Source organism: Pseudomonas sp. TWR2-1-1 (genome assembly GCF_049897045.1).
Lineage (GTDB): Bacteria > Pseudomonadota > Gammaproteobacteria > Pseudomonadales > Pseudomonadaceae > Aquipseudomonas > Aquipseudomonas versuta.
In genome coordinates this window covers 253,584-277,706 of the sequence record NZ_JAFCVM010000007.1, presented here as the reverse complement: position 1 = coordinate 277,706, position 24,123 = coordinate 253,584, and the positions used below count along the sequence as shown (strand labels likewise).

Annotated in this window: 21 protein-coding genes; 18 read left to right on the top strand and 3 right to left on the bottom strand. The window is 58.9% G+C overall.

The window, feature by feature from the left end:
• Window positions 1-150: 150 nt before the first annotated feature.
• From ACP7BO_RS18910 to phhA, 3 genes are read right to left on the bottom strand one after another with little or no spacing between them, the layout of a single operon-like run.
• Complete coding sequence (locus tag ACP7BO_RS18910; RefSeq protein WP_426212059.1) at window positions 151-1,347, bottom strand: amino acid aminotransferase; 1,197 nt, start codon at window positions 1,345-1,347, stop codon at window positions 151-153.
• Window positions 1,347-1,703, bottom strand: coding sequence for a 4a-hydroxytetrahydrobiopterin dehydratase (locus ACP7BO_RS18905; RefSeq protein ID WP_060693914.1), 357 nt, complete (start codon window positions 1,701-1,703; stop codon window positions 1,347-1,349). The genes ACP7BO_RS18910 and ACP7BO_RS18905 overlap by 1 nt, the downstream gene beginning before the upstream one ends.
• A gap of 58 nt (window positions 1,704-1,761) precedes the next feature.
• Window positions 1,762-2,553, bottom strand: coding sequence for a phenylalanine 4-monooxygenase (gene phhA, locus ACP7BO_RS18900; protein WP_073509250.1), 792 nt, complete (start codon window positions 2,551-2,553; stop codon window positions 1,762-1,764).
• 331 nt (window positions 2,554-2,884) lie between these two features.
• Between phhA and ACP7BO_RS18895 the strand changes: the two genes are divergently transcribed.
• From ACP7BO_RS18895 to fliE, 18 genes are all read left to right on the top strand, one after another.
• Window positions 2,885-4,441 carry a sigma-54-dependent transcriptional regulator gene (locus ACP7BO_RS18895; protein WP_060693909.1) on the top strand — a complete coding sequence of 519 codons (1,557 nt, stop codon included), beginning with the start codon at window positions 2,885-2,887 and terminating at the stop codon, window positions 4,439-4,441.
• A gap of 383 nt (window positions 4,442-4,824) precedes the next feature.
• On the top strand, window positions 4,825-5,565 hold the full coding sequence (locus tag ACP7BO_RS18890; RefSeq protein ID WP_426212055.1) for a flagellar basal body rod protein FlgF: 741 nt from the start codon (window positions 4,825-4,827) through the stop codon (window positions 5,563-5,565).
• A 52-nt stretch (window positions 5,566-5,617) separates the two neighbouring features.
• Window positions 5,618-6,403: a flagellar basal-body rod protein FlgG gene (gene flgG, locus ACP7BO_RS18885; protein WP_397454337.1), complete on the top strand. Its 786-nt coding sequence runs from the start codon at window positions 5,618-5,620 to the stop codon at window positions 6,401-6,403.
• A gap of 16 nt (window positions 6,404-6,419) precedes the next feature.
• Window positions 6,420-7,115 carry a flagellar basal body L-ring protein FlgH gene (gene flgH, locus ACP7BO_RS18880; RefSeq protein ID WP_060693903.1) on the top strand — a complete coding sequence of 232 codons (696 nt, stop codon included), beginning with the start codon at window positions 6,420-6,422 and terminating at the stop codon, window positions 7,113-7,115.
• Between the two features lie 17 nt (window positions 7,116-7,132).
• Window positions 7,133-8,245 carry a flagellar basal body P-ring protein FlgI gene (locus ACP7BO_RS18875; RefSeq protein WP_060693901.1) on the top strand — a complete coding sequence of 371 codons (1,113 nt, stop codon included), beginning with the start codon at window positions 7,133-7,135 and terminating at the stop codon, window positions 8,243-8,245.
• 10 nt (window positions 8,246-8,255) lie between these two features.
• Window positions 8,256-9,509 (top strand): flagellar assembly peptidoglycan hydrolase FlgJ, encoded by a 1,254-nt coding sequence (gene flgJ, locus ACP7BO_RS18870; protein WP_073509248.1) that lies wholly within the window; start codon window positions 8,256-8,258, stop codon window positions 9,507-9,509.
• Window positions 9,510-9,519: 10 nt separating this feature from the next.
• A complete protein-coding gene (gene flgK, locus ACP7BO_RS18865; protein ID WP_426212050.1) occupies window positions 9,520-11,568 on the top strand; it encodes a flagellar hook-associated protein FlgK in 2,049 nt (682 codons plus the stop codon).
• Window positions 11,569-11,582: 14 nt separating this feature from the next.
• Window positions 11,583-13,172: a flagellar hook-associated protein 3 gene (locus tag ACP7BO_RS18860; RefSeq protein WP_426212048.1), complete on the top strand. Its 1,590-nt coding sequence runs from the start codon at window positions 11,583-11,585 to the stop codon at window positions 13,170-13,172.
• A gap of 355 nt (window positions 13,173-13,527) precedes the next feature.
• Window positions 13,528-14,457, top strand: a complete 930-nt coding sequence (locus ACP7BO_RS18855) for a ketoacyl-ACP synthase III (RefSeq protein ID WP_060693891.1) — start codon at window positions 13,528-13,530, stop codon at window positions 14,455-14,457.
• 326 nt (window positions 14,458-14,783) lie between these two features.
• Window positions 14,784-16,454 carry a flagellin gene (locus tag ACP7BO_RS18850; protein WP_426212046.1) on the top strand — a complete coding sequence of 557 codons (1,671 nt, stop codon included), beginning with the start codon at window positions 14,784-14,786 and terminating at the stop codon, window positions 16,452-16,454.
• Window positions 16,455-16,527: 73 nt separating this feature from the next.
• Entirely contained in the window at window positions 16,528-16,872 is a 345-nt protein-coding gene (locus ACP7BO_RS18845) for a flagellar protein FlaG (RefSeq protein ID WP_426212044.1), read from the top strand.
• A 95-nt stretch (window positions 16,873-16,967) separates the two neighbouring features.
• The gene (fliD, locus tag ACP7BO_RS18840; RefSeq protein WP_426212042.1) at window positions 16,968-18,329 is read left to right on the top strand and encodes a flagellar filament capping protein FliD; all 1,362 of its coding nucleotides are present in this window, start codon (window positions 16,968-16,970) and stop codon (window positions 18,327-18,329) included.
• 96 nt (window positions 18,330-18,425) lie between these two features.
• Window positions 18,426-18,815: a flagellar export chaperone FliS gene (gene fliS, locus ACP7BO_RS18835; protein ID WP_426212040.1), complete on the top strand. Its 390-nt coding sequence runs from the start codon at window positions 18,426-18,428 to the stop codon at window positions 18,813-18,815.
• Window positions 18,816-18,839: 24 nt separating this feature from the next.
• Window positions 18,840-19,133 carry a hypothetical protein gene (locus ACP7BO_RS18830; protein WP_060693882.1) on the top strand — a complete coding sequence of 98 codons (294 nt, stop codon included), beginning with the start codon at window positions 18,840-18,842 and terminating at the stop codon, window positions 19,131-19,133.
• Window positions 19,134-19,310: 177 nt separating this feature from the next.
• Complete coding sequence (locus tag ACP7BO_RS18825; protein ID WP_060693880.1) at window positions 19,311-20,786, top strand: sigma-54 dependent transcriptional regulator; 1,476 nt, start codon at window positions 19,311-19,313, stop codon at window positions 20,784-20,786.
• Between the two features lie 241 nt (window positions 20,787-21,027).
• Complete coding sequence (locus ACP7BO_RS18820; protein ID WP_426212097.1) at window positions 21,028-22,194, top strand: sensor histidine kinase; 1,167 nt, start codon at window positions 21,028-21,030, stop codon at window positions 22,192-22,194.
• A gap of 5 nt (window positions 22,195-22,199) precedes the next feature.
• A complete protein-coding gene (locus tag ACP7BO_RS18815) occupies window positions 22,200-23,573 on the top strand; it encodes a sigma-54-dependent transcriptional regulator (RefSeq protein WP_426212095.1) in 1,374 nt (457 codons plus the stop codon).
• A 207-nt stretch (window positions 23,574-23,780) separates the two neighbouring features.
• The gene (gene fliE / locus ACP7BO_RS18810; RefSeq protein WP_397454326.1) at window positions 23,781-24,113 is read left to right on the top strand and encodes a flagellar hook-basal body complex protein FliE; all 333 of its coding nucleotides are present in this window, start codon (window positions 23,781-23,783) and stop codon (window positions 24,111-24,113) included.
• Window positions 24,114-24,123: the final 10 nt, after the last annotated feature.

Here is a 24,123-nt window from a genome sequence, read left to right as displayed (position 1 = left end):
TTGTCTTTTTCTTGGGTCTGGCGGGGATTATGTCGAACTTTTCATTTTTTCGTTGTCCCGGCCAGAGACTGTAGGAGCGAGCTTGCTCGCGAGCTTTTCAACGCGGCAATGAAGAGCTCGCGAGCAAGCTCGCTCCTACAGTGAGTGGGGCTAGCGGGTACACACCTGCGCAATGGCCTTGGCCAGCAGGCCCAGGCGTGTGCCATCGACCCCGGCCATGTTGGCGCGTCCTGAGCCGACCATGTACACGCTGTGCTTTTCACGCAGCAATTGCACTTGCTCGGCAGTCAGGCCGGTGTAAGAAAACATCCCGCGTTGCTCGTTGATGTGGGCAAAGTGCTCCGCTAGACCGAACGGGGTCAATGCCTCAACCAGCCCGCTGCGCAATTGCGCGATACGGCTGCGCATGGCCTCTACTTCTGCGGCCCACTCCTGTTTGAGCTTTGCATCGCCCAGAATGGTCGCCACTACCGCCGCGCCGTGGTCCGGCGGGTTGGACCAGAGATTGCGGGCCAGATAAGCCAGCTGGCTGCGTATGTCAGTCAGCTTTTCGGCATCGTGGGCACACACGATCAAGGCGCCAACACGCTCACGATACAGGCCGAAGTTTTTCGAGCAGGAACTGGTGATCAGTACTTCCGGCAGTTCGCTTACGAACAGGCGGGTGGACCATGCATCGTCTTCCAGCCCGTCGCCGAACCCTTGATAAGCAAAGTCGATCAGCGGCAACAGTTCGCGCCGGCGCACCACTTCCAGTACTTGCAGCCAGTCAGCACGCGACAGGTCAAAACCGGTCGGGTTGTGGCAGCAGGCGTGCAGCAGCACCACGTCGCCTTTGGGTACCTGCTCAAGCGCGGCAAGCATGGCGGCAACGTCCAGCTTGTTGTCGTTGCCCACATACGGGTAATGGCTGATTTTCAGGCCCGCGGCGGCGAAGATGGTTTCGTGAATCGGCCAGGTCGGATCGCTCAGCCAGATTCCGCGGCCCGGCAGGCATTGCGCGATAAAGTCTGCGCTCAGGCGCAGGGCGCCGGTACCGCCTGGCGTCTGGGTGGCACCTGCACGCCCGGCTGCCAGTAACGGCGACTCGGCACCCAGGACCAGTTCGCTGATCAGTTGGCCGAAACGGCTGTCACCATGGCCGCCGATATAGGTTTTGGTTTGCTGTTGGTCCACCAGGCGCTGTTCCGCCTTTTTCACCGATTCCAGGATCGGCGTCAGGCCATTGGCATCTTTATAGACACCCACGCCCAGGTCGAACTTGTTCGGGTTGGGGTCCTGGTTGTAGGCGTCCATCAACCCCAGAATCGGGTCGCCGGGGACCCGACCAATGCCTGCGAAGTGCATTACTTGCGGCCCTCAGCGGTTTTCGCGACGTCGTCAGTGCGTGCGGCCATGATGAAGTCATTGCGGTGCAGGCCTTTGATCGAGTGGCTCCACCAGGTCACGGTCACTTTGCCCCACTCGGTGAGCAGGCCCGGGTGATGACCTTCGGCTTCAGCGATTTCACCTACGGCGTTGGTAAAGGCCAGGGCAAATTTGAAGTTCTTGAACAGAAAAACCTTTTCCAGTTGCATGACGCCGTCGCGAACTTCGATATTCCAGTCCGGGATCTGTTTGATCAGGATCGGCAACTCTTCATCGCTGACTTGTGGAGCATCGGCGCGGCAGGCTTCGCAGTGGGCTTGGTTCAGTGTGTTCATGGTGTATTCCTGAAGTCAGTTGTTCTTCTTGTGTAAAAGAAATGTTCAAAAAGACCGGTCAAGCCGCTTTCGGCCTTGGCGGGAACTTGGGCGCGTGCAAGCCCATGGTCATGCCTTTTTCGACCATGCCCATGATGTCCTCGTGGGCCAGATCAAACAGTCGCTTCAAGTCCGGCAGGACAAAATACAGCGGCTGCAGAATGTCGATGCGATACGGCGTGCGCATGGCTTCCAGCGGATCGAAGGCCTGATGTTCAGGCTCTGCCGACAAGCTGTAAACCGTTTCTTTGGGCGATGAGAGAATGCCGCCGCCGTAAATGCGCTTGCCCTGCGGGGTGTCGACCAGCCCGAACTCGATGGTCATCCAGTACAGGCGGGCCAGATACACGCGCTGCTCCTTGGATGCCTGCAGGCCGAGCTTGCCGTAGGTGTGGGTGAACTCGGCGAACCAGGGGTTGGTCAGCAGCGGGCAGTGGCCAAAAATCTCGTGGAAAATATCCGGCTCTTGCAGGTAATCCAGCTCTTCAGGGGTGCGAATAAAGGTCGCTACCGGGAATTGCTTGTTGGCGAGCAATTCAAAGAAGGTCTGAAACGGAATGAGCGCAGGAACGCGGGCAACTTGCCAGCCAGTGGTGGCGGCCAATACCTGGTTGATTTCGCTCAGTTGCGGAATGCGGTCGTGGGGCAGGCCGAGTTTTTCGATGCCTTCCATGTATTCGGGGCAGGCACGGCCTTCCAGCAGTTTCAGCTGGCGGGTAATCAATGTATTCCACACCCCGTGTTCTTCAGGCGTGTAGTCGATAAAGCCGTTGGCATCCGGCTCGCGGGCGACGTATTTCGTTTGCTTCATGGGGCTCTCCGCAATGAAATCGTTTTTATTATTCGGTTTGTTGCGATGCCCTAGTGATACCCCATTTGAATATTTCATGCCCCTAGCCTAAAGCCAGCAATACTGGGATGATGCGGCTAATTCGTAAAGTATTCGTTACGATTGTGTGGTCGAGCCGCCACTCCTGAGTATATGGCGGCAAAACTGTCAAATAATCGTGACGATGAAATGATTGGTTGTTCAATCTTTACCCCTGTGGGAGCCGGCCTGGCGGTGCATTCGCGCTATTGGCCAGCAAGCCGGCTTCCACCATTGGCCCCCCTGCCACCTTATTTGCCCCGAGCCTTGCCCCATGCGTATCAAAGTTCACTGCCAAAACCGGATTGGCATCCTTCGCGACATCCTTAACCTGCTGGTTGCCTACGGCATTAACGTCAAGCGCGGCGAAGTGGGGGGCGACCAGGGCAACGCGATCTATCTGTACTGCCCGAACCTGATCAACCTGCAGTTCCAGGCCCTGCGTCCGAAGTTCGAAACCATCGCCGGGGTCTTCGGGGTCAAGCGTGTGGGCTTGATGCCCAGCGAGCGCAGGCACATGGAACTCAATGCCTTGCTCGGGGCCCTGGAGTTTCCGGTGTTGTCCATCGATATGGCCGGCAGCATCGTGGCCGCCAACCGTGCCGCTGCCCAGTTGCTGGGAGTGCGGGTGGATGAAGTGCCGGGGATTGCCCTGTCGCGCTACGCCGAAGATTTTGACCTGCCCGAGCTGGTGCGCGCCAACAAGTCGCGGATTAACGGCCTGCGGGTCAAGATTAAAGGCGATGTGTTTCTGGCCGATATCGCCCCCTTGCAGCTGGAGCACGATGACAGCGAGGCCATGGCCGGCGCGGTCCTGACCCTGCATCGTGCTGACCGCGTAGGCGAGCAGATCTACAACGTGCGCAAACAGGAACTGCGCGGTTTCGACAGCATCTTCCAAAGCTCTAAAGTCATGGCTGCGGTGGTGCGTGAGGCGCGGCGCATGGCCCCGCTCGATGCTCCTCTATTAATAGAAGGGGAAACCGGCACCGGCAAGGAGCTGCTGGCCCGCGCCTGCCACCTGGCCAGCCCGCGCGGACAATCGCCGCTGATGGCGCTCAACTGCGCCGGTCTGCCTGAATCGATGGCTGAAACCGAATTGTTCGGTTATGGCCCCGGTGCCTTTGAGGGCGCACGGGCCGAAGGCAAGCTCGGCCTGCTGGAGTTGACATCGGGCGGTACGCTATTTCTCGATGGCGTCGGGGAGATGAGCCCGCGTCTGCAGGTCAAGTTGCTGCGCTTCTTGCAGGACGGCTGCTTTCGGCGTGTAGGCAGTGATGAAGAGGTGTACCTCGATGTGCGGGTGATGTGTGCCACCCAGGTCGACTTGTCCGAGTTGTGTGCCCGGGGCGAGTTCCGCCAGGACCTCTACCACCGGCTTAACGTGCTGTCGCTGCACATTCCGCCCTTGCGCGATTGTCTGGATGGGCTGGAGCCTTTGATCGAGCATTTCCTGGATCAGGCCAGCCGGCAAATCGGTTGTCCGTTGCCGCGTCTGGCGCCTGCGGCCCTGAGCCGCTTGAGCCACTACCACTGGCCGGGCAACGTACGGCAACTGGAAAACGTATTGTTTCAGGCGGTTTCTTTGTGCGATGGCGGGGTGGTCAAGGCCGAGCATATCCGCCTGCCGGACTACGGCGTGCGCCAGCCGCTGGGCGAGTTTTCGCTGGAAGGCGGGTTGGAGCAGATCGTCGGGCGTTTCGAAAAGGCGGTGCTGGAGCAACTGTATTCCGAGCATCCGAGCAGCCGGTTATTGGGCAAGCGGCTGGGGGTCTCCCACACCACCATCGCCAACAAACTGCGCGAGTACGACATTATCAAGCCGGCTTAGGCCCAATCGCCGGCAAGCCGGCTCCCACATGATGTGTGTGAATTGCACCATCCTGTAGGAGCGAGCTTGGTAGGAGCGAGCTTGCTCGCGAGCTCTTCAACACAGCAACGAAGTGCTCCCACAGTTTATTGACCGGCCCCATAACTGCAGCAGCCGGCTTGCCGGCAATAGCGGCGCAATTGACAGCACAGGCCATGCCTTGCCGCTACCGGCACAATAGCGCCGTTTTTACGTCTTCAATCTTTCCTTTCCCGCCTCCACACAAGCCTCCAGGCCCCGCTGCGCGGCCATTACCCGCGTCAAAAAAAAGTTGGTGCGCAAATTGCTAGATGCTCTGCAGTACAGCGGTGGGCGGCAAGCGTCCGTCAGACAGAGGAAAGACTGTGGACAAGTACCTTTATGTGGCAATGACCGGCGCCAGCCAGAACGCACTGGCGCAGAAGGCTCATGCCAACAATCTGGCGAACATCTCGACCAACGGTTTTCAACGGGACCTGGAGCAGGCCCGCTCGATGCCGGTGTTTGGTGACAGCTTTCCAGCCCGTGCCTATGCGCTGACCGAGCGCCCTGCCACCGATTTCAGCCCTGGCGCCATGATTGAAACCGGGCGCGACCTGGATGTGGCCGTGGCCGGTGATGGCTGGATGGCCGTGCAGTCTCCCGACGGCAGTGAAGCCTATGTGCGTACCGCGAGCATGAATGTGGATGCCCTGGGCATTCTGCGTGCTGGCAATGGCATGCCGGTCATGGGTAACGGCGGGCCGATTGCCGTGCCGCCGGAGCAAAAAATCGAAGTCGGTGAAGACGGCACCATCTCCATCCGTGCCATGGGCGAAGGCTCGCGGGTGATGGCGCAAGTGGACCGCATCAAGCTGGTCCAGCCGGACCTCAAAACCATGAGCAAGGGCCTGGACGGCATGATCCACACCAACGACGGCAAGCCGGCCCAGGCCGACGCCAACGTGCGTGTGGTCTCGGGGTTTCTGGAGGCGAGCAACGTCAATGCCGTCGACGAGATGACCTCGGTGCTGGCCCTGTCCAAGCAGTTCGAACTGCATATCAAAATGATGAACACCGCCAAAGAAGACGACCAGGCCATGACCCGCGTCCTGGCAATGAGCTAACTCGGCCAATTACTTAAACGCAGCGCCCTGAACGGCGCGCGAGGAGAGCACCATGCTTCCGGCACTGTGGGTTGCAAAAACAGGTTTGGCTGCACAAGACACCAACCTGACCACCATTTCCAACAATCTGGCCAACGTCTCGACCACCGGTTTCAAACGTGATCGTGCCGAATTTCAGGACTTGCTGTACCAGATCAAACGCCAGCCTGGCGCCCAGTCGACCCAGGACAGCGAACTGCCGTCGGGCCTGCAGGTAGGCACCGGGGTGCGCATCGTCGGCACGCAAAAGAACTTTACGGCAGGCAGCTTGCAAACCACCGACCAGCCGCTGGACATGGCGATCAATGGCCGCGGTTTTTTCCAGATCATGCAGCCGGACGGCACCACGGCCTACAGCCGCGACGGTACCTTTCACCTGGACTCCAACGGCCAGATCGTCACCGCCAGCGGCTTTGCCCTGGAACCGGCGATTGTGGTGCCGGCCGATGCCCAGACGTTCACCGTTGGCCAGGACGGCACCGTGTCGGTGACGATTGCCGGCAACCCGGCCGCGCAAGTGATCGGTAACGTACAGACCGCTGACTTCATCAACCCGGCCGGTTTGCAGTCCCAGGGCGGCAACCTGTTCCTGGAAACCGCGTCCAGTGGCGCGCCGCAAATCGGTACCCCGGGCCTCAACGGTTTTGGCACCACGATGCAAAGCACGCTGGAAACCTCGAACGTCAGCACCGTGGAAGAAATGGTCAACATGATCACCACCCAGCGCGCCTACGAGATGAACTCCAAAGTGATCTCCACCGCCGACCAGATGTTGTCGTTTGTTACGCAAAATCTGTAATTACGCAGGAGCAGTCATGAAACGTTTTTGTTCAGTTCTGGCATTGGGCGCCGTCACCTTCGTGGCGGGTTGCGTCAGCCCGCCACCGCGGCCCAACGACCCGTATTACGCCCCCGTCCTGCCGCGTACTCCGCTGCCGGCAGCGGCCAACAACGGCTCGATTTACCAGGCAGGCTTTGAACAGAACCTGTATAGCGACCGCAAGGCGTTTCGCATTGGTGACATCATCACCATCACCCTGAACGAGAAAACTCAGGCGAGCAAAAACGCCAACTCGGCAATCGGCAAAAACAGCAACACCAGCATCGGTCTGACCTCGTTGTTTGGCGGCGGCCTGACCACCAATAACCCGCTGGGCAGTGGTGATCTGAGCCTCAATGCCGGTTACAGCGGTAGCCGCGCGACCAAGGGCGATAGCAAGGCCGGGCAGGGCAACAGCCTCACCGGTTCGGTCACGGTGACCGTAGCCGATGTATTGCCCAACGGCATCATCGCGGTACGCGGCGAGAAGTGGATGACCCTCAACACCGGTGATGAACTGGTGCGCATTGCCGGCCTGGTTCGGGCCGATGACATCAGCACCGATAACACCGTGTCCTCGACCCGCGTGGCCGATGCGCGCATTACCTACTCGGGCACCGGCTCGTTTGCCGATGCCAGTCAGCCGGGCTGGTTTGACCGCTTCTTCCTTAGCCCGCTGTTCCCTTTCTAAAAAGAGCCCATTTAGTGATGACCGCCCATCTCAAGCATTTGCTGGCAGCCGTACTGCTGATGTCGACCACCCTGGGCGTTCACGCCGAGCGGTTGAAGGACATCGCCAGCATTTCTGGCGTGCGCTCCAACCAATTGATTGGTTATGGCCTGGTGGTCGGGCTCAATGGCACGGGCGACCAGACTACTCAAACCCCGTTCACCCTGCAGACGTTCAACAACATGCTCTCGCAGTTCGGGATCAAGGTGCCGCCTGGCTCGGGTAACGTGCAGCTGAAAAACGTTGCCGCCGTGTCCATCAGTGCCGACTTGCCCGCGTTTGCCAAGCCAGGGCAGGTGATCGACATCACCGTTTCCTCCATCGGCAACTCCAAAAGCCTGCGCGGCGGCACGCTGCTGCTTACACCGCTCAAGGGTATCGATGGCAACGTTTACGCAGTCGCCCAGGGCAACCTGGTGGTGGGCGGATTCGATGCCGAAGGCCGTGATGGTTCGAAGATCACCGTCAACGTTCCTTCTGCCGGGCGCATTCCCGGTGGTGCGTCGGTAGAGCGTGCGGTGCCCAGCGGTTTCAATCAGGGCAACAGCCTGACCCTTAACCTCAATCGCTCCGACTTCACCACCGCCAAGCGCGTGGTCGACAAGATCAACGACTTGCTCGGCCCTGGCGTCGCCCAGGCAATTGATGGCGGCTCGGTGCGGGTCACTGCGCCACTGGACCCCAGCCAGCGTGTCGACTACCTGTCGATCCTGGAAAACCTCGAAGTCGATCCGGGACAGGCGGTGGCCAAGGTCATCATCAACTCGCGCACCGGCACCATCGTGATCGGCCAGAACGTCAAGGTTTCGCCTGCGGCCGTGACCCACGGCAGCCTGACCGTGACCATCACCGAAGACCCTATCGTCAGCCAGCCGGGCCCGCTGTCCAACGGCCAGACCGCTGTCGTGCCGCGTTCACGGCTCAATGCGCAGCAAGAAGCCAAGCCGATGTTCAAGTTCGGCCCTGGCACCACGCTGGACGAGATTGTGCGTGCGGTGAATCAGGTGGGCGCGGCCCCCGGCGACTTGATGGCGATTCTCGAAGCGCTGAAACAGGCCGGTGCCTTGCAAGCCGACCTGATCGTGATCTGAGGCCGCCGTCATGGATATGCGTAAGAGCGGTCTGGTCAGTGGCAGCGATTCGGGGGCGTTTACCGACCTCAATCGTCTGAACAACCTGAAGGTCGGCGACCGTGAAAGTGACGGCAACATGCGCAAGGTGGCGCAGGAATTCGAGTCGCTGTTCCTCAACGAAATGCTCAAGTCCATGCGCTCGGCGAACGAAGTGCTAGGCAAGGACAACCCGCTCAACACCCCCGCGGCCAAGCAGTATCAGGAAATGTACGACCAGCAACTGTCGGTGACCTTGTCCCGTCAGGGCGGCGGTATCGGTCTGGCTGACGTGTTGATGCGCCAGATGTCGAAGAACAAACCCGCAGTGCCGGGGGAGGCCGCTACGGCTGCCTTGAGCGCTGAAGTGAAAACACCTGCCCCGGTCACCCCGGCGGCGGCCAGCCCGTTTGTACGCTCCAGCGGCCAGCGTCCGTTGTGGGCCTCGCGGGTGGCCACCACTGCCGTGGAAGGCGGGCATAAAAATGATGTGGCAATGCTCAATCAGCGTCGCCTGGCATTGCCGAACAAACTGACCGACCGCTTGCTGGCCGGGATTGTGCCCTCGGCCGATCCGGCCCGCTCAACCCTCAATACCGGGACCGTGCCCGGTCGCACCAGCACATCGATGGATGCCGTGATCAAGGGCAGCCGCCACCCCATGCTCAGCGCGGGCGGTGTGCAAGGGCGGATGCAGATTTATGGACGGGCCGTGGCGCAACCGCCACTGGCACCGGCCAAACAGGCCTTCGAATCACCGGACGCCTTTGTCGCCACCATGTTGCCGATGGCGCAGCAGGCGGCCGACCGCATCGGCGTCGATCCGCTGTATCTGGTGGCGCAGGCGGCGCTGGAAACCGGCTGGGGTAAATCGGTGATGCGCCAGCAGGATGGCAGCAGCAGCCACAACCTGTTCGGCATCAAGGCCACGGGCAGCTGGCAGGGGCCGCAGGCGCGGGCCATCACCAGTGAGTTCAAGGGCGGGCAGATGGTCAAGGAGACGGCGGACTTCCGTTCTTACGACTCCTATCAGGACAGCTTCCACGACCTGGTCACGCTGCTGCAAAGCAACAATCGTTATAAAGAAGTGCTGAACGCAGCCGATAAACCAGAGCAGTTTGTTCGTGAGTTGCAGAAGGCCGGTTATGCGACCGACCCTGAGTACGCGAGCAAGATTTCGCAGATTGCCAAGCAAATGAAGACCTACCAGAGCTACGTCTCGACGGGTTCTTCCACGCACATATAAGGTTTGAACCATGGCGAGTTTGATCAACATCGGGATGTCGGGGCTGAACGCGAGCCAAGGGGCATTGGCGACCGTAGGCAACAACATTGCCAACGCCAACACCTCGGGCTACTCGCGCCAGCAAATCGTGCAGAGCAGCGCCGGCTCGCAGCAAGTGGGCGGGGTGTTTATCGGCACCGGCACCACCCTGGCTGACGTGCGCCGGGTGTACAACTCCTACCTCGACGCCCAGTTGCAAACCACCACCTCGCTCAACGGTGATGCCCAGGCCTATCTCGATCAGATCGGCTCGGTGGACAAACTGCTGTCAGATAAAAGCACCGGTATATCGGCTGTGCTCAGCAGTTTCTTTTCATCCTTACAAACCGCGGCCGGCGCTCCCGGCGACATGTCGGCCCGCCAGTTATTGCTGACCAATGCGCAAGCCCTGAGTAACCGTTTCAACTCGATCTCGAGCCAGCTCAACCAGCAGAACGAAGGCATCAACACCCAGCTGGATACTCTGACCTCCATGGTCAACCAGCACACCGCCACCATTGCCTCGCTCAACAAGCAAATCGCCCAGGCCACCACTGCCGGCAACACGCCGAACAACTTGCTGGATGCGCGCAACGAAGCGGTGCGCACCCTTAATGAACTGGTTGGGGTCACGGTCCAGGAACACGACAACGTTTATGACGTGACCCTGGGCACAGGGCAGGCGCTGGTGCAGGGCAACACGTCCAATACCTTGTCGGCGGTGCCGGGCAAAGTCGATAAAAGCCAGTTCAGCATTCAGATCAACTACGCGCAGTCCAGCTCCGATGTCACTTCGGTCATTACCGGCGGCAAGATCGGCGGCCTGCTGCGCTATCGCGATGACGTGCTGGCCCCGGCAATCAACGATTTGGGGCGCACCGCGATTGTGGTCGCCGACGCGATCAACAAGCAGCTGGGGCAGGGCCTGGATGCCAATGGCGAGTTTGGCTCGTCGATGTTCAACAGCATCAACAGTGCCCAGGCCATCAGCCAGCGCAGCCTGGCCGCGACCGGCAACAGTGCGGGCTCGGGCAACCTGAACGTCAGCATTACTGACAGTGGGGCCTTGACCGCCTACGACTATCAGGTGACGTTCACCAGCGACAAGGACTACACGGTCAAGCGCTCGGACGGAACCAGCATGGGCGCCTTCAATCTGGATCAAAAGCCTGCTGCAGTGATCGATGGCTTCACCATGGACCTTAGCGGTGGCGCCTTGAGCAAAGGCGATCAATTCAAAGTCAGCCCGACCCGCAACGGCGCCAGCAATATCGGGGTGCAGATGAGCGATGCCGGTAAATTGGCGTTCGCCGCACCGCTGGTGGCGGGGAAGGGCGGCTCCAACAGTGGTACGGGGACCTTGAGCACGCCAAGCCTGTCCTCGGTGCTGGATATCTACGGTGGCGCAGACCTGGGCCAGACGCAGTCGCAGATTGAAGGCGTAATGCCGGTGCGTATTGCGTTTGACGAAGCCGCGGGCGGGGCCCAGGGCTACCGCGTGCTGAACGAAAAAGGCGAGGAGATCGCCAAGGGCACCATCGTGCCGGGCCAGGACAACAAGGTCACCATCAACCTGCCAGTGCTGGATGCGGCGGGCTTGCCGGTGACAAACGCCGATGGCACGGCCAAAACCATAGGCTTTGACACCACCATCAGCGGGTCGCCGGCCAAGGGCGACAGCTTCGACATCAAGTTCAACAAGGACGGCAAGGCAGACAACACGAACGCCAACCTGTTGCTGGGCCTGCAGACCAAAGCCACGGTCGGCGTCGGCAAAGACGGCACCGGCGGTGTCAGCATGGCTTCCTCGTACACCCAGCTGGTTTCCAAAGTGGGCGGCAAGGCCAGCCAGGCCGCCGTCGACGGTACGGCCAACACCGCAGCGCTGGCGTATGCCACGCAGACCCGCAGCTCGGTGTCCCAGGTCAACCTCGATGAAGAAGCCTCCAACCTGGTCAAGTTCCAGCAGTACTACACCGCATCGTCGCAGATCATCAAAGCGGCGCAAGAAACCTTCAGCACGCTGATCAACAGTCTTTAAGGGAGTTCTCGACGATGCGTATCTCTACTTCCCAGTTTTTTGAGTCGACCAGCGCCACCTACCAGAACAACTTCTCGTCGGTGATCAAGACCCAGGGCCAGATCGACTCCGGCGTGCGCATCCAGACTGCGGCGGATGATCCGGTCGGTGCCGCGCGCCTGCTGCAATTGCAGCAGCAAAAAGACATGCTGGGTCAGTACACCACCAACATGAACAGCATCAAGGCCTCGCTGGGCAGTCAGGAAACCATTCTCGACAGCATCAACACCGCGTTGCAAAAGGCCAGTGAGCTGGCGTTGGGGGCTGGCAGCGGCAAGAGCGATGCCGATCGCGCCACCATCGCCAACGAACTGGGCAGTATCGAAGACCAGGTGTTCAGCTTGCTCAACAGCAAGGACGCCGCGGGCAACTACATGTTCTCCGGTTCGAAAACCGACACCCCGCCCTATACCCGCAACAACGACGGGACGTACAGCTATCAGGGTGACGACACCCAGCTCAACCTCAAGGTCTCGGACACCCTGAGCCTGGCCGGCAGCGACACGGCCAAGAGCTTTATGGAGAACTCGGTCAATACCGGGCGTACACAGGTCACGGCACTGCCGGTGGTAGACGCCACCGGCGCGGTCATCCCCGACAATGGCAAGGTCTCGCTGTCGGCCGGTTTGATCACTTCAAGCCCGGTATTCAATAAAAGCTTTGTCGATGGTCAGCCCTACACGCTGGCATTCACCAGCAGCACCCAGTACAAGCTGACCGACGCCCAAGGCAATGACGTGACCGCTGAAGTGTCTGGCAATGGCGTCTTCGATTCCACCAAGGAGGGTGCCCACAGCATCAGCCTGCGCGGCGTATCGTTCGACATCAACCTGGACCTCAAGGACATTCCTGCAGTCGATCAGGATGCGGCAGTGGCGGGGCACTCTTTTACCCTTGAGGCCAAGTCTGACACCTTCAATGCCTCGCGCACCCCGAGCAACACCTCGACGGCGCAGATCACCGGTACCGCCGTGGCCGATGCCAAGGCCTACAGCGACAGCTTCCCGAGCAGTGGCGCGGTCATCAAGTTCACCAGCGATACGCAATATGAAATCTACACCCAGCCAGTGACGGCCAGCAGCAAGTCGATTGCCAGCGGCACGATGGCGGGCGACTCGATCACGGCCATGGGCGTCACCTTTGATTTCACCGGTGCGCGCGCTGCGGGCGACCAGTTTGTGGTCAACAGCAACAACCATCAGAGTCAAAGTGCGCTGGACACCATTAGCCAGTTGCGCAAGGCGCTGGTGATCCCCAGTGACAAGGACCCGGTGGCCCAGCAAACCCAGAAAGACGCCATCAACTCGGCAATAGGCAACTTGAAAAACGCCAGTGCCGGGGTCGACAGTGCCCGGGGTTCCATTGGTGCGCGCTTGAAAGCGGTGGACATCCAGACCGATGAAAACATCAGCATGGGCCTGGCCAACGACTCCACCACCGCCGCCATTGGCAACACCGACATGGCCGGCGCTTCGATCGACCTGGCATTCCAGAAAGCCATGCTCGAAGCCTCGCAACTGGCATTTGTCAAAATCTCGCAGTTGAGCCTGTTCAATCAGCTGTAACGCAGAATTTGCAGCAAACCTGTGGGAGCTGGCTTGCCAGCGATACCGGCAATACCGGACTGTCTGAAGGGGCAGGGTGATGCTATCGCCGGCAAGCCGGCTCCCACAGAATCCTGGCCCTGCCCGAAACGTTTTGTAAAAAACCGCACCAAATCAAGTGACCTATGAGTCACAACGCGCATCTTCACTGTATCGTGTGAAACGTACGGGCGGGTGCAGAGCCTTTTTCAGGCTGTTTTGTCTATTTTCATGCACCCACATTCGCCGCTTTTTGCGCGTTTAAGCCCTTTTATTGTCAGCGCCCCTCGATTGTGCGAGCGGGTGATCTCCAGCTATTCAGTATTGGGAAGCCACAATGATTGGCATTAAAAGCATCGCCAGTTACGTGCCTGCAGACGGTGTAGACAACTACGCCCAGGGCGCGAAGTTCTCCAAGGACGAAGACTTCATTCTGGGCAAGATTGGCTCGGCATTTTTGCCGCGCAAAGATGCTGACCAGGAAACCTCGGACCTGTGTGTCGAGGCAGTCAACGCACTATTTGCCAACAACCCGCAGCTCAAGCGCGAATCCATTGACGCGCTGATCGTCGTGACTCAAAACGGTGACGCGGAAGGTTTGCCGCACACCGCTGCCATCGTCCAGGACAAGCTTGGCCTGCCGACCCACGTAGCGGCCTTTGATATTTCCCTGGGCTGCTCGGGCTATGTCTACGGCATCTACGCGATGAAAGGCTTCATGGAAGCCACGGGCCTGAAAAACGGCCTGCTGATCACCGCCGACCCGTATTCGAAAATCGTCGACCCGGAAGACCGCAACACCACCATGCTCTTTGGCGACGCGGCCACCGCTACCTGGATGGGCGAAGACGCTCCCTGGCAGCTGGGCAAAGCCAAATTCGGCACCGACGGTTCGGGTGCCCCGCACTTGAAAGTCAGCGATGGCGTGTTCTTCATGAACGGACGTCAGGTTTTCAACTTCGCGTTGCTCAAAGTGCCGGCGCACCTGCACGAATTGATGGACGAGTCCGGGCTGACCTCCCAGGACATCGATGCCTTCTGCATCCACCAGGGCAGTGCGGCGATCGTTGACGCGGTTGCTCGCCGCTTTGAAGGCGAGCCGGAGAAATTCATCAAGGACATGGTCGAGACCGGCAACACCGTGTCATCGAGCATTCCATTGCTGCTGGAAAGGCACGTAATGGATGCCCCGACCTGGAAGCGCGTAGCCCTGAGCGGCTTTGGCGTAGGCCTGTCGTGGGGTTCGGCGATCATCTATCGCCCTTGAACTGACGCTTGAACCAAAAAACGCCCATGGCCAAAAGCCATGGGCGTTTTGCGTTGTGGCGACCCCTTTGTAGGAGCTGGCTTGCCAGCGAGGCGGTCCTGAGCTGAAGCCATCGCTGGCAAGCCAGCTCCCACAGGGAAATTGGCCGCTCATGGAGCTATGTAAGCCCTTGAAACACAAGGGATGGCCCCCGGCCAGTAAAAAAAAACAAAAAACCCCTCAAGCAACCTGCATTCACGACGATAACTATTACGAAGGTTCTCTAGGCCACACCCGGCGGTTGCCAGGGCCGGAAGCCGCAGTATTCATCCAATGAGGATTTCGTCATGGCTTTATCAGTAAACACTAACGTCACATCCCAGACCGTTCAGAAAAACCTGAACAAAGCCGGCGACTCGTTGAGCACCTCGATGACCCGTCTGTCTTCCGGCCTGAAAATCAACAGCGCCAAAGACGACGCTGCCGGCATGCAGATCGCCAACCGTCTGACCTCCCAGGTTAAAGGCATGACTGTAGCAATCGCCAACGCCAACAACGGCTCCTCGATTGCACAGACTGCTGAAGGCGCGATGCAAGAGTCGACCAACATTCTGCAACGTTTGCGTGAACTGGCCCTGCAGTCCGCGAACGGTGATAAAAGCGACGATGACCGTGCATCCCTGCAGCAAGAATTCACCGCGAAAGTCGGTGAACTGACCCGTATTTCGTCTACCACCACGTTCGGTGGTCGTAACCTGCTGGACGGCTCGTTCCAGAACCAGGCCTTCCAGGTCGGTGCCGATGCCAACCAGACCATCTCGTTTGGCATGAGCGATATCAGTGCTACCGGTTTGAAAGGTTCTTTTGGTGAGGCGAGTGCTTCGGGTGGTGTAAGCACGCTGTCTGCAAACGTTGTTGGTGGTGTGAACGATGCGGCTACTTTTAAGGCGACAGCTGCTGCTACTTTCGCAGCTGCGGAAGATCAAATCCTGACTGTTAATGGAACAGATATTGCTATTGCGAAAGGCTCCAAAATCGAAGACGCAATTGCCGAAATTAACAAGCAAACCTCCAAAACTGGCGTAACGGCGTCAGCTGACACGGTTGGTACTAGCTTGGTTTTGTCTTCGGCCGCTAAATTTACAGCGTCAGGCCCTGACGATGCAGGCTTTGTAACTCCAGCTGACCCGAAAACAAACCAGTTAGATGCTGGCGAAGTAAAGATTAACGGCCTTACTGTCGCTATCAAAGCAGGTACGCTTGAACAAGCAGCAACAGATATAACAACAGCGAGCACTACAGCTAAAACGGGTGTGAGTGCGTCAGTTAAAGATGGTCGTTTGGTGCTGACTTCTGATAGCGGTCAGGCAATCAGTCTGACTGACGGTGCGGGCGCTACTGGTCCAGGCTCGCTATCCAAGCTAGGTCTGTCCACTGGCACCACCCAAGCCAAGCTGACCGCTGACACTTCCGTGTCCTTCAACGGTGTAGAAGTGAAGTTCAAGAAAGGCGACTCGATGGATTCCATCGTTTCCTCGATTAACAGCGCGAGTACCGGCGTTACTGCCAGCAAAAATGCTGACAACACGCTTAAGCTGTTCTCCACCAAAGACATCACCATTGCGGACGGTAGCGCTGGTACTGGCCTGGCCTCTCTGGGTCTGACGACTACGGCTAAAACCACCACCGCCAACACTGTCGAAACCAGCGTATCGAACCTGAGCGTGTTGACTGCCGAAGGCGCTCAACAGTCGATCCAGGCCCTGACTGGCGCAATCCAGCAGATCGATACTCAGCGTTCCGAGCTGGGTGCCGTGCAAAACCGTTTCGACAGCACTGTGTCCAACCTGCAAAGCATCTCCGAGAACTCGACTGCTGCCCGTGGCCGCGTTCAGGACACTGACTTCGCATCGGAAGCTGCAGAACTGACCAAGCAACAAACCCTGCAACAGGCCGCTACCGCGATCCTGTCCCAGGCGAACCAGCTGCCATCCGCTGTGATGAAATTGCTTCAGTAATTTCAGCCCTCGGTTGACAACGGAAGGGTGCGTTTACGTGCCCTTTCGTTTTTTTCAGTTTTGAGGTGGTGACATGGACATGAGCATCAAGCTGAATACCGCTTACCCGAGCGCAGCAGGGGCATCAAGCCCCGCGCCAGCGCCTGTTGCAACCACTCAGGCACACACGGCCCCGGTGACAGGCAAGCCGCCTGAGCGCGCGGAACTGGAAAAGGCTGTCAGTGACATACAAGAATTCGCACAGTCGAACCAGCGCAAGCTGGACTTTTCGATTGATGACACCACCGGCGTCATGGTGGTCAAGGTGATTGCCTCCGACAGTGGAGAGGTGATTCGCCAGCTGCCTTCAGAGGTGGCCCTCAAGTTGGCGCAAAACCTGGCTGACCCTCACAGCCTGCTTTTTCAGGCCAAAGCGTGAAGGTGGCATGAATTGTGATGCTGTCTGCTTCCTCGGTCTTGCTCGTCAAAAAAGCGTAAGCCCATAAAGCGGCAGCCCGGACAAGGAGAATACAGATGGCAAGTTCTACGATTACGGGTGTTGGTTCGGGTTTCGATACCATCGGTATTGTTAAAGCGCTGGTTGATGCTGAAAAAGCACCCAAGCAAACCCAGATAACTGCGCAGCAAAAAGACACCACGATTCAGTTATCCGCTGTGGGTACGGTAAAGGGCGCGCTTGAAACCTATCGCGCAGCCATTGCCAAGCTCAATAGTGTCTCCAGCTTCAACGGTCTGGCGGCTACGTCGTCCGATGAAAAAATTTCCAAGGTCACCATTGATGACAAGGCTTCCAGCGGCACCTATGCGCTGGATGTGACCAAGCTGGCGACCGCCTCGAAAGTGACCAGCAAGGTATTTGAGGGTGGTGCCTCTTCAGTGGTCAACTCGGGTACCGAGCCCACGACCCTGACCATTTCGCAGTCTGGCACTGATTACAATGTATCGGTCCCGGCTGGCGCTACCCTGCAGCAAACCCGGGAAGCGATTAACAACCAGCTGCAATCCAAGGGCATCAGTGCCAACGTTTTGACCGATGCCAACGGGTCACGCCTGGTTATCGGTTCGCAAACCACGGGCAAGGGGACCGACATCACCATCAGTGGTGATTCAGAGTTATCGAGCGGGTATGACGCCGGTAAAGCGCCAGAGAATGCCATCTACACCATTGATGGCATCGCCATGGAGTCGTCGAGCAACAAGATCACTTCGGCCATCAGCGGCGTGACGCTGGAGTTGATTGATACCAAGGCGTCGACCATTACCGTGGCTTCCAATACGGCAACCCTGAAAACCTCGGTCCAGTCCTTTGTCAGCGCTTACAACGCGCTGCTGACCAGTATCAACACGCAAACCAAAGTCACTGCCACGGGTGATGCCGCAACCACTACCTCGGGCGCCCTGACCGGCGATGCCTCGATGCGGCAACTGGTCAACGGCATTCGAAACGAGCTGCTGCAGAACAGCAGTTCGTCGAGCATGGGCAGCCTGTCCCAGATGGGTATCAGTACCGATCAGAAAACCGGGCTTTTGACCCTGGATGACAAGAAGTGGGATGCCGCAGTCGCAACGCCCAATGGCGCACTCGAAATCAGCAAGGTGTTTACCGGTGACACGGGTCTGGTTGCGCGTATGACCAAGGCCACAGACAGCTATGTCGGTACTACCGGGCTCCTGGCGAGTCGGGTCGCTGACTTGAATACCAAGCTGACCGATCTGACCACCCAGCAGGCGGATCTGGACCGGCGCATGGATAGCATGAAGACCTCCCTGACCTCCAAGTACACCGCCATGGACACCTTGATCGCGAAGATCAACGCCAGCAGCTCCAGCATCATGACCACCCTGAACTCGCTGAATAACCCTAAATCCAGCTGATTTGACGCAGTCAGATCATTAAAGTTTTAGCCGTGACAGTCGACATAAAGATCAAGTCCTGGCCATTTTTGCCTGTCACCGTAATGAGGTAGCAACATGAACCCGATGCGCGCCCTTCGTCAGTACCAGAAGGTCAATTCCCACGCCCAAATCTCTGAGGCCAGCCCCCATCGCCTGATTCAAATGCTGATGGAAGGCGGTCTGGATCGCATGGCTCAGGCCAAAGGCGCGATGAGCCGTGGTGATATCCCGCAGAAGGTGGTGTTGATCACCAAGGCTATCGACATCATCACGGGCCTGCGTCAGGGCATGGATGAATCAAAGACTGAAGACAAGGTCGCGTTTCAGCGCCAGGACAGTCTGTACGAGTACATGACCATTCGTTTGACTCAGGCCAATGCGCAAAATGACCCTGAAATCATCGACGAAGTGGCCCGCCTGCTGATCACGGTTAAAAGTGGTTGGGACGAGATCGCACCACAATAAAATTGAAGGCCTGAGGAGTGCGTCATGAGCCAACTGCAACGAATTCAAGAAACCCGTGAAGCGCTGATCGATGCCCTGGCTGAACGCAATTGGGATGCCATCGGCCAGCTGGATTCGGCCTGCCGGGTGTGTGTCGAGAGTGTGCTGGATGAGGCGCCGGTGGATGAGGCCGTGTTGCGCGAGAATCTGGAAGGGTTGCTGGTGGTCTATCGGATGTTGCTGGAAGCGGCGACCGATGAGCGTCAATTGCTTGTCGAGCAAATGTCTCAGATCAATCAAGCAAAAAATGCCTCAAAGGTTTACCATCTGTTCCGTTAAGGCATAAGAAACATATGGTTAATTGACACTTTCCGCGCCATAAATTTGACTTGTATTTCTTTTTGACTTAACTAGTGCTGTATTCTGTTTTCAGTCGTCTTAGATATCCAACAGATAGGGCGACGGCATCTGCCCTGTCATCCGGGGCAATGAGTTGACTAGGGAAGTTGCTATTGCATGTGGCGTGAAACCAAAATTCTGCTGATCGATGACGATAGCGTCCGCCGCCGCGACTTGGCGGTGATTTTAAATTTTCTCGGTGAAGAAAATTTAGCCAGCTCAAGCCAGGAATGGGAGCAGGCGGTTAGCTCTTTGTCATCCAGTCGCGAAGTGATCTGTGTGCTGGTAGGCGCTGTAAGCCTCGCCGGCGGTGTTTCAAGCTTGCTTAGGACACTGGCCGGATGGGATGAGTTCCTGCCGATCATGCTTTTAGGTGAAATTTCTGCAGTCGACCTGCCGGAAGACCAGCGTCGCCGCGTTTTATCCAGCCTCGAAATGCCCCCCAGCTACAGCAAACTGCTTGATTCCCTGCACCGTGCTCAGGTCTATCGCGAGATGTATGACCAGGCCCGCGAGCGTGGCCGTCATCGCGAACCCAACTTGTTCCGTAGCCTGGTGGGCACAAGCCGGGCCATTCAGCATGTGCGTCAAATGATGCAGCAAGTGGCCGATACCGACGCCAGCGTGCTGATCCTCGGCGAGTCCGGGACCGGCAAGGAAGTGGTTGCGCGTAATCTGCATTACCACTCCAAGCGCCGCGATGCGCCATTTGTACCGGTTAACTGTGGGGCGATTCCTGCAGAGCTGCTCGAAAGCGAGCTGTTCGGCCATGAGAAGGGCGCCTTCACCGGCGCCATCACCAGCCGCGCCGGGCGTTTTGAACTGGCCAATGGCGGCACGCTGTTTCTCGACGAGATCGGCGATATGCCGCTGCCGATGCAGGTCAAACTGCTGCGCGTGTTGCAGGAGCGTACCTTTGAACGGGTGGGCAGCAACAAGACCCAGAGCGCTGACGTGCGGATCATCGCCGCCACCCACAAGAACCTTGAAAGCATGATTGAGGTCGGCGCTTTCCGCGAAGACCTGTACTACCGCCTCAATGTGTTCCCGATCGAAATGGCGCCCCTGCGTGAGCGGGTCGAAGATATTCCGCTGCTGATGAACGAGCTGATTTCGCGCATGGAGCACGAAAAGCGTGGTTCGATCCGCTTCAATTCCGGCGCCATCATGTCGTTGTGTCGCCACGCATGGCCGGGCAACGTCCGCGAGCTGGCCAACATGGTTGAGCGCATGGCGATCATGCATCCGTACGGAGTGATCGGCGTTGCTGAGTTGCCTAAGAAATTTCGCTACGTGGATGACGACGACGAGCAGTTGTCCGACACCTTGTTCAGCGATATGGAAGAGCGTGTGGCGATCAACAACAACGCACCGGACTTCAGCGTTGCTGCGATGCTGCCGCCCGAAGGCCTGGACCTCAAGGACTACCTCGGCGGGCTGGAGCAAGGGCTGATCCAGCAGGCGCTGGACGACGCCAACGGCATCGTGGCCCGCGCGGCCGAACGCCTGCGCATTCGTCGAACCACCCTGGTTGAGAAAATGCGCAAATACGGCATGAGCCGTCGCGACGGGGAAGAGCAGGCGGAAGATTGACGCCTGCTGCCACTTCCCGGATCCCCTGACTCTGTAGGAGCGAGCGTGCTCGCGAGCTCCTGCGTGCCCGGGGCAGTCATCGCCGGCACCCTTGCACCTGCACCGGTTTAAGCCGCTTCTTTAGGCACGGGTATTGCACCGCTTGGGTTAACGAACCGTTTTATGACGGTCAGCCAAGCGAGAACGTCCCATGCCGCACATTGCCCAACAGCCCTCTGGCCCTGATCTCGCAGGGCAAGCCATGTCGCTGGGGGCTGCTCCCTCCACCCCGGCGCAGCTGGAGCAGGCGTTCTCGCAGTTCAATCAAATGCCGACCCAGTTGAGCGACTCCTACAGTCTGCTCGAAGCCCGGGTCTGCGAGCTTAAAGGCGAGCTGGCGTTTGTCAGCGCCCAGCGCATGGCAGAGCTGGCCGAGAAAGAACGGCTGGCCAACCGCCTGCAAAACCTCCTTGATCTGTTGCCTGGCGGGGTTATCGTCATTGATGATCGCGGCCGGGTGCGCGAGGCCAACCCTGCTGCCAGCGAGTTGCTTGGCTTGCCTCTGGAGGGCGAGCTGTGGCGCCATGTAATCGCCCGCTGCTTCGCTCCCCGCGAAGATGACGGCCATGAGGTGTCGCTTAAAGACGGGCGGCGTCTGTCGATTGCCACCCGCTCGCTGGATGCCGAGCCCGGCCAACTGGTATTGCTCAACGACCTGACAGAAACCCGGCGCCTGCAAGATCAGCTCGCCCGTCACGAGCGCTTGTCTTCATTGGGGCGCATGGTCGCTTCTCTTGCACATCAGATCCGCACGCCACTGTCGGCAGCACTGATCTACGCCAGTCATCTGACTGAGCAAGTGCTTCCCGTCGACACCCAGCAGCGTTTTGCCGGGCGCCTCAAGGAGCGGCTGCATGAGCTGGAACACCAGGTGCGCGACATGCTGGTGTTTGCTCGTGGCGAACTGCCACTGACGGATCGCGTCAGCCCCAATGCCCTGATGCAGGCCCTGCAGGCCGCTGCACAGACCCATGTTCAGGGCGTGTCGATGCGCTGGCAGTGCGACGCTTATGGCGGCCAGGTGCTGTGCAATCGCGACACCCTGGTCGGTGCGTTGCTCAATTTGATCGAAAACGCCCTGCAGGCAGGCACGCCACAGGTGCGGCTCAAGGTTCATCTGTATGCCCGTGGCAACACCCTGCGCCTGTGTGTCAGTGACAGCGGCAGTGGCATTGAACCCAAGGTGCTTGAGCGCCTGGGCGAGCCGTTTTTCACCACCAAGGCCACCGGCACGGGCCTTGGGCTGGCGGTGGTCAATGCCGTGGTGCGTGCGCACCAGGGGCAGATGCTCTTACATTCGCGGCCGGGGCGCGGCACTTGTGCCGTGCTCAGCTTGCCGCTGATTCCAGGCGAGGCGCAGGAAAACTGATGGCGATGCGAATCAAGGTTCTGTTGGTCGAAGATGATCATGCCCTGCGCGAAGCGCTGGCTGACACCCTGCTGCTGGCCGGCCACGGTTTTCGTGCGGTGGCTTCGGCCGAAGAGGCGCTGCAAGCGGTTGCTGGCGAGTCATTCAGCCTGGTGGTCAGTGACGTCAATATGCCCGGCATGGACGGTCATCAATTGCTTGGCCGGTTGCGTGCAAGCCAGCCGCAATTGCCGGTGTTGTTGATGACGGCCCATGGTGCTGTAGAGCGCGCCGTGGATGCCATGCGTCAGGGCGCAGTGGACTATCTGGTGAAACCGTTTGAACCCAAGGCGCTGCTGGATCTGGTTGCCCGGCATGCACTGGGGTGTCTGGGGGTGGCTGACAGCGAGGGGCCGGTGGCGGTTGAGCCGGCCAGCACACAGTTGCTGGAACTGGCTGCACGCGTGGCCCGCAGCGATTCGACAGTACTGATCTCGGGCGAATCCGGCACCGGTAAAGAAGTGCTCGCGCGATACATTCACCAGCACTCACACCGCAGCAGCCAGCCTTTCGTGGCGATCAACTGCGCGGCGATCCCCGACAACATGCTCGAAGCCACCTTGTTCGGCCATGAGAAGGGCTCGTTCACGGGTGCGATTGCGGCGCAGGCGGGCAAGTTTGAGCAGGCGGACGGCGGTACTTTGTTGCTCGACGAAATCAGCGAGATGCCCCTGGGCTTGCAGGCCAAATTGCTACGGGTTTTGCAAGAGCGGGAAGTGGAGCGGGTCGGGGGGCGCAAGCCGATTGTGCTGGATATCCGGGTGGTCGCTACCACCAACCGTGACCTGGCGGGCGAAGTGGCAGCGGGGCGCTTTCGTGAAGACTTGTACTACCGGCTCTCGGTGTTTCCGCTGGCCTGGCGGCCTTTGCGCGAGCGCACCGCCGATATTCTGCCGCTGGCCGAGCGCTTGCTGGCCAAGTACATCAACAAAATGAAGCACACCGCGGTGCGTTTCTCGCCGCAGGCCATGGCAAGTCTGACGGCCTACGCCTGGCCGGGCAATGTGCGGGAGCTGGATAACGCGATTCAGCGGGCGCTGATTCTGCAGCAGGGCGGATTGATCGAGGCGCCGGACTTCTGTCTGGCCGGCCCGGTGGCGTGCGCGCCATTGCCGGTATCGGTCGAATCGTTGCCGCTTGATGCCGTTACCGGAGCACTGGGCGATGACCTGCGCCGTCGCGAATTCGAAATGATCATCGACACCCTGCGCACCGAGCGCGGTCGCCGCAAGGAGGCTGCCGAACGCCTGGGCATCAGCCCGCGCACGCTGCGCTACAAGCTGGCGCAGATGCGCGACGCCGGCATGGATGTCGAGGCCTGTCTGTTTGCGGCCACCTGACGCCCATTTTTCCCTGTAGGAGCGAGCTTGCTCGCGAGCTCTCTGCTACTGCGTCAAAAGCTCGCTCCTATAGATGCCCGGCCTTGTCTGCGACGATTGGTAGCGTTAATTGTCAGGAAACGACAAAGAGCTGGCACTCTTGTTGCTACACCTCTGCATGAGTTGGAAAAGTGTCAAAAAATTGCGGGTCGTCGGAGGCATTCGTCCATGAGCCAAGGTATTGAATTTAATCGATTGATGTTGGACATGCGGGCCATGCAAATGGACGCCATGGCCCAACCGAAATCGGCTGTGCAAGCCGTTCCTGAAGCGGGTGCCGGCAGCTTCTCCGACATGCTCGGCAATGCGATCAATAAGGTCAGTGAGACCCAACAGGCGTCGAGCCAATTGTCCAACGCGTTCGAAATTGGCAAGACCGGAGTTGACCTGACTGACGTGATGATTGCATCGCAAAAAGCCACTGTCTCTTTCCAGGCCTTGACCCAGGTGCGTAACAAGTTGGTTCAGGCGTACCAGGACATCATGCAGATGCCGGTTTAGGGACGATATT

What these genes read in the sequence shown, in the direction of transcription:
- ACP7BO_RS18825 (WP_060693880.1), top strand. Translation starts at nt 19,311, where the DNA reads ATGTGGCGTGAAACCAAAATTCTGCTGATCGATGACGATAGCGTCCGC.
- flgH (WP_060693903.1), top strand. Translation starts at nt 6,420, where the DNA reads ATGAAACGTTTTTGTTCAGTTCTGGCATTGGGCGCCGTCACCTTCGTG.
- ACP7BO_RS18860 (WP_426212048.1), top strand. Translation starts at nt 11,583, where the DNA reads ATGCGTATCTCTACTTCCCAGTTTTTTGAGTCGACCAGCGCCACCTAC.
- ACP7BO_RS18815 (WP_426212095.1), top strand. Translation starts at nt 22,200, where the DNA reads ATGCGAATCAAGGTTCTGTTGGTCGAAGATGATCATGCCCTGCGCGAA.
- fliS (WP_426212040.1), top strand. Translation starts at nt 18,426, where the DNA reads ATGAACCCGATGCGCGCCCTTCGTCAGTACCAGAAGGTCAATTCCCAC.
- flgJ (WP_073509248.1), top strand. Translation starts at nt 8,256, where the DNA reads ATGGATATGCGTAAGAGCGGTCTGGTCAGTGGCAGCGATTCGGGGGCG.
- ACP7BO_RS18830 (WP_060693882.1), top strand. Translation starts at nt 18,840, where the DNA reads ATGAGCCAACTGCAACGAATTCAAGAAACCCGTGAAGCGCTGATCGAT.
- ACP7BO_RS18895 (WP_060693909.1), top strand. Translation starts at nt 2,885, where the DNA reads ATGCGTATCAAAGTTCACTGCCAAAACCGGATTGGCATCCTTCGCGAC.
- ACP7BO_RS18855 (WP_060693891.1), top strand. Translation starts at nt 13,528, where the DNA reads ATGATTGGCATTAAAAGCATCGCCAGTTACGTGCCTGCAGACGGTGTA.
- ACP7BO_RS18910 (WP_426212059.1), bottom strand. Translation starts at nt 1,347, where the DNA reads ATGCACTTCGCAGGCATTGGTCGGGTCCCCGGCGACCCGATTCTGGGG.
- ACP7BO_RS18875 (WP_060693901.1), top strand. Translation starts at nt 7,133, where the DNA reads ATGACCGCCCATCTCAAGCATTTGCTGGCAGCCGTACTGCTGATGTCG.
- flgG (WP_397454337.1), top strand. Translation starts at nt 5,618, where the DNA reads ATGCTTCCGGCACTGTGGGTTGCAAAAACAGGTTTGGCTGCACAAGAC.
- flgK (WP_426212050.1), top strand. Translation starts at nt 9,520, where the DNA reads ATGGCGAGTTTGATCAACATCGGGATGTCGGGGCTGAACGCGAGCCAA.
- fliE (WP_397454326.1), top strand. Translation starts at nt 23,781, where the DNA reads ATGAGCCAAGGTATTGAATTTAATCGATTGATGTTGGACATGCGGGCC.
- ACP7BO_RS18850 (WP_426212046.1), top strand. Translation starts at nt 14,784, where the DNA reads ATGGCTTTATCAGTAAACACTAACGTCACATCCCAGACCGTTCAGAAA.
- phhA (WP_073509250.1), bottom strand. Translation starts at nt 2,553, where the DNA reads ATGAAGCAAACGAAATACGTCGCCCGCGAGCCGGATGCCAACGGCTTT.
- fliD (WP_426212042.1), top strand. Translation starts at nt 16,968, where the DNA reads ATGGCAAGTTCTACGATTACGGGTGTTGGTTCGGGTTTCGATACCATC.
- ACP7BO_RS18905 (WP_060693914.1), bottom strand. Translation starts at nt 1,703, where the DNA reads ATGAACACACTGAACCAAGCCCACTGCGAAGCCTGCCGCGCCGATGCT.
- ACP7BO_RS18820 (WP_426212097.1), top strand. Translation starts at nt 21,028, where the DNA reads ATGTCGCTGGGGGCTGCTCCCTCCACCCCGGCGCAGCTGGAGCAGGCG.
- ACP7BO_RS18845 (WP_426212044.1), top strand. Translation starts at nt 16,528, where the DNA reads ATGGACATGAGCATCAAGCTGAATACCGCTTACCCGAGCGCAGCAGGG.